Here is a 2,818-nt window from a genome sequence, read left to right as displayed (position 1 = left end):
CCTCTATTTCAGAGGTCAAATGACCCGAAGTAATATGTAATACCCTAGACCAATGAATTATAATTTCATCCTCCTGTCCAGTACCGGGACTCAGTGATTTAATTCGATAGCTTTTAGGCTGGCCGTATCTTGGATTCGACGAGTTGTCCTCGTATTCATGTATTTTGCCGGCATCCTCTGCAATTTGGCGTATATATTGCAGTTTACGCTTGCCGCTTGCAGGTCTCAGAAAGTCCTCCTTTGCTTTGACATCATCAAGCCCCAAAACCAGGAGAGCGTGTTTACCTATACCGGCAAGTTTATCTAGCTTAACAAGTCTTTGCTTTATTTTGTGCACCCTTTCCAGGTTGCGCCAGGCCTCGTATAAAGCAGAATCTTCAATCGTTTTCCCATATTCAAAGACCAGAAGATCACCGCTCCATGTCTTATCCACCGGTCGATTTATGATTGCCGACCCAATATCATTCCTCTTATACTTATTCCAATAATAAGTGAAGGTTAAGTCGGTTTCTTCCGGATACCCCAAAGCCTTATAAATTTTGCGGTCATCGCCGTACTGGTAGCCCAACCGCTGGCCCAACTTATTGCGCTGTGTGAGGTCAGAAACTATTTGAATGTAAGTTATTAACTCCTGTTTGCTGAGTTTAGTGAGACTTTTGTTGCCGTTTACTTCCATACTTGAGCCCCAAGTTAATTAAAAATTTTCAAACTGAGACACTACCAAATTCTGCTCTTACCATACCTTTGCCATTTTCCGCCCGCTCAAATGTGCAAATGACCCGGAAGAAGCATCCACCTGATCTTTATAATGGCCCAATGGAAAGTTTCTGAGCTCCTCAATATAGGCATAATTCCATTCCGCAGCAATTATCTGAACATTCCCGTTATTAACTTGTACTGAAAAAGGGTCAGCACGGCTTACCTTATCTCCGGTAGGGCGGTCGGCATACACGTTGTACCCGGCCAGGTTCCTGATGGTTGCCTCGGCACTTTCCTTGCCACCAGAACCAGGCTCCTGCTCAACAAATACCATGCATTGGTCTCCATCGGCTATGGCACATTCTTTAATGATAGCCTCACGCTCATTACTGGCCCACTGCCCACGTTTGACATCCAAGACAACAAACACCCCGCTTTTTAGCTTGCACATTTTCACCCCCACAGTGTAGGCTCCACTGTCCTTGCTTCCGGCCTTGTCCCAATATCTCACCAGCATCTCATGATCTAAATAATGAGGAGCACGATCTAAGACCTGGATATGGTCTACCTTAAACATACCTCCCCCAGCCGGAACGGGGTTCTGTCCTATCTGCCCAGAATATCCGTATTGACCCAAATCCATCTCAAGATCTTCCAGCGTGTCCCAGTCCAGGCGATTGATGTCGAATAACCCATCGTCGGAATAATATTTATCCCATTCTTTTGGCTTTAGAAATTCATAATAGTTCTTGATTTCACCGGGAAGACAGATATGTTTTATTTTTTTTTTCTTTTTGGCCAACAAATGACCCGTAGGGTCGTTCTGATGCAGGCGCTGCATAATCATAATTGTAGCCGTTACCTTCTTGTCAACCTTGCGGGTTGATAGTGTCTGATCCAGGTAATTATTTGCTGTTTTCATGGTGGCCTCAGAAAGAACGCCTCTAGGATCAATAATATCATCCGGAATAATTATATGACCATGAAAGCCTATAATCCTTGCACCTACAGAAGTCGATACCCTGCCGCCACCCTGCTGGGGCTTATCATCTCTAAAATAAACAATTCGGAAATTCGATTTTACATCTTTGTCTCCCCTTATGTCTATCTCCGGGAACATGTGCCTGAATTTATCATGCCTTATAATGTCTCTGGAATATTCAGCCGATTCCCGGGAAAGAAAATCAGAATGTGACGTAGTTATAAATCGCATCCACGGCCAGTTTACCCAGCACCATATAGGGAAAAAGATAGAAACCAGCCCTGTTTTTGTAGTCCCTGGAGGGACATTGATTATCAAATCATACAATTTAGGTTTACCCTCCGATACCCTGCGGGCAACTATCTCCAGTTCTTCGGAAAGTTTCTTTAGGTGCCAGTTATCCACAAATTTATCCGATGAATAGCAGTCCCAGAAATAGCGGACAAAAAAATAAAGCGATGAGGATGCCTGAACTTTCATACGAAGTACAGGGTCAATCATTAATATATCCTTTATTTTATCCTTGAGAATAACATCCATTTTTAATTTTTGCGGTTCTCCTCGTCGGTGAGCTGCTGCATGCCCATTTCAAAGATGGCCTGCTTTACCTCATCGGGCATATCTTCTATTGACTTTAATTTTGTGATGTCTTTGTGATTGTGCTGAACTATACCTGAATGATGGAATTCGGAATGTGGCTTGCCCTCGGTGCGGTCAAATATCTCCTGAATGGCCTTTATGTCTTCTTTCTTCACCGCCTTGGTTATTAGCTTGCGGACTATTACATCAGATAACTTCTTCTTTTCCTTCGTGCCGTCCTCGTTTGTTATTTCAACTTTCTCCTCCAGCATTTCCTTTAGGATCGATGATAACGTGCGACTACCCTTAGGCCGTCCAGCCTTATTGATTCTGCTGGGGTCAGTGTGAAAACCTTGCCCCTTTATGTTATCCGGATTTGGCAAAACTTCGTTGTTTATTCGTTGTTTCCCAAAGTTCGCCATTTTTCCTGACTTCCAATGAAGGATCGAGTTTTAGCATCCTTTCGAGGATTATCTGACAGTACTTGGGATCTATTTCAATTCCATAGCATTTGCGGTTGAGTTGGTGAGATGCTACCATCGTAGTACCTGAACCTAA

4 protein-coding genes are annotated in these 2,818 nt (G+C 43.5%); all 4 read right to left on the bottom strand.

Going from position 1 to position 2,818, the window contains the following annotated elements:
• Positions 1–676, bottom strand: a 676-nt coding sequence (locus VGA95_00020; protein ID HEX9664930.1) for an anti-CBASS Acb1 family protein, incomplete at its 3' end; no start/stop codon positions are given.
• Between the two features lie 57 nt (positions 677–733).
• Positions 734–2,182 carry a phage terminase large subunit gene (gene terL / locus VGA95_00015; GenBank protein HEX9664929.1) on the bottom strand — a complete coding sequence of 483 codons (1,449 nt, stop codon included), beginning with the start codon at positions 2,180–2,182 and terminating at the stop codon, positions 734–736.
• Between the two features lie 41 nt (positions 2,183–2,223).
• A complete protein-coding gene (locus VGA95_00010; GenBank protein ID HEX9664928.1) occupies positions 2,224–2,682 on the bottom strand; it encodes a DUF5681 domain-containing protein in 459 nt (152 codons plus the stop codon).
• Positions 2,627–2,818 (bottom strand): DNA methyltransferase (locus VGA95_00005; protein HEX9664927.1); only part of this gene is annotated, 192 nt, incomplete at its 5' end. The genes VGA95_00010 and VGA95_00005, both read right to left, overlap by 56 nt.

Source organism: Thermodesulfobacteriota bacterium (genome assembly GCA_036397855.1).
Classification (GTDB): Bacteria; Desulfobacterota_D; UBA1144; order Nemesobacterales; family CSP1-2; genus DASWID01.
The sequence above is the reverse complement of the archived record's forward strand: the minus strand, read 5'-3'. Positions and strand labels throughout refer to the sequence as shown.

Bases quoted from the DNA above. Each gene is read 5' to 3' on its own strand.
- terL (HEX9664929.1), bottom strand. From the start codon at position 2,182: ATGATTGACCCTGTACTTCGTATGAAAGTTCAGGCATCCTCATCGCTT.
- VGA95_00010 (HEX9664928.1), bottom strand. From the start codon at position 2,682: ATGGCGAACTTTGGGAAACAACGAATAAACAACGAAGTTTTGCCAAAT.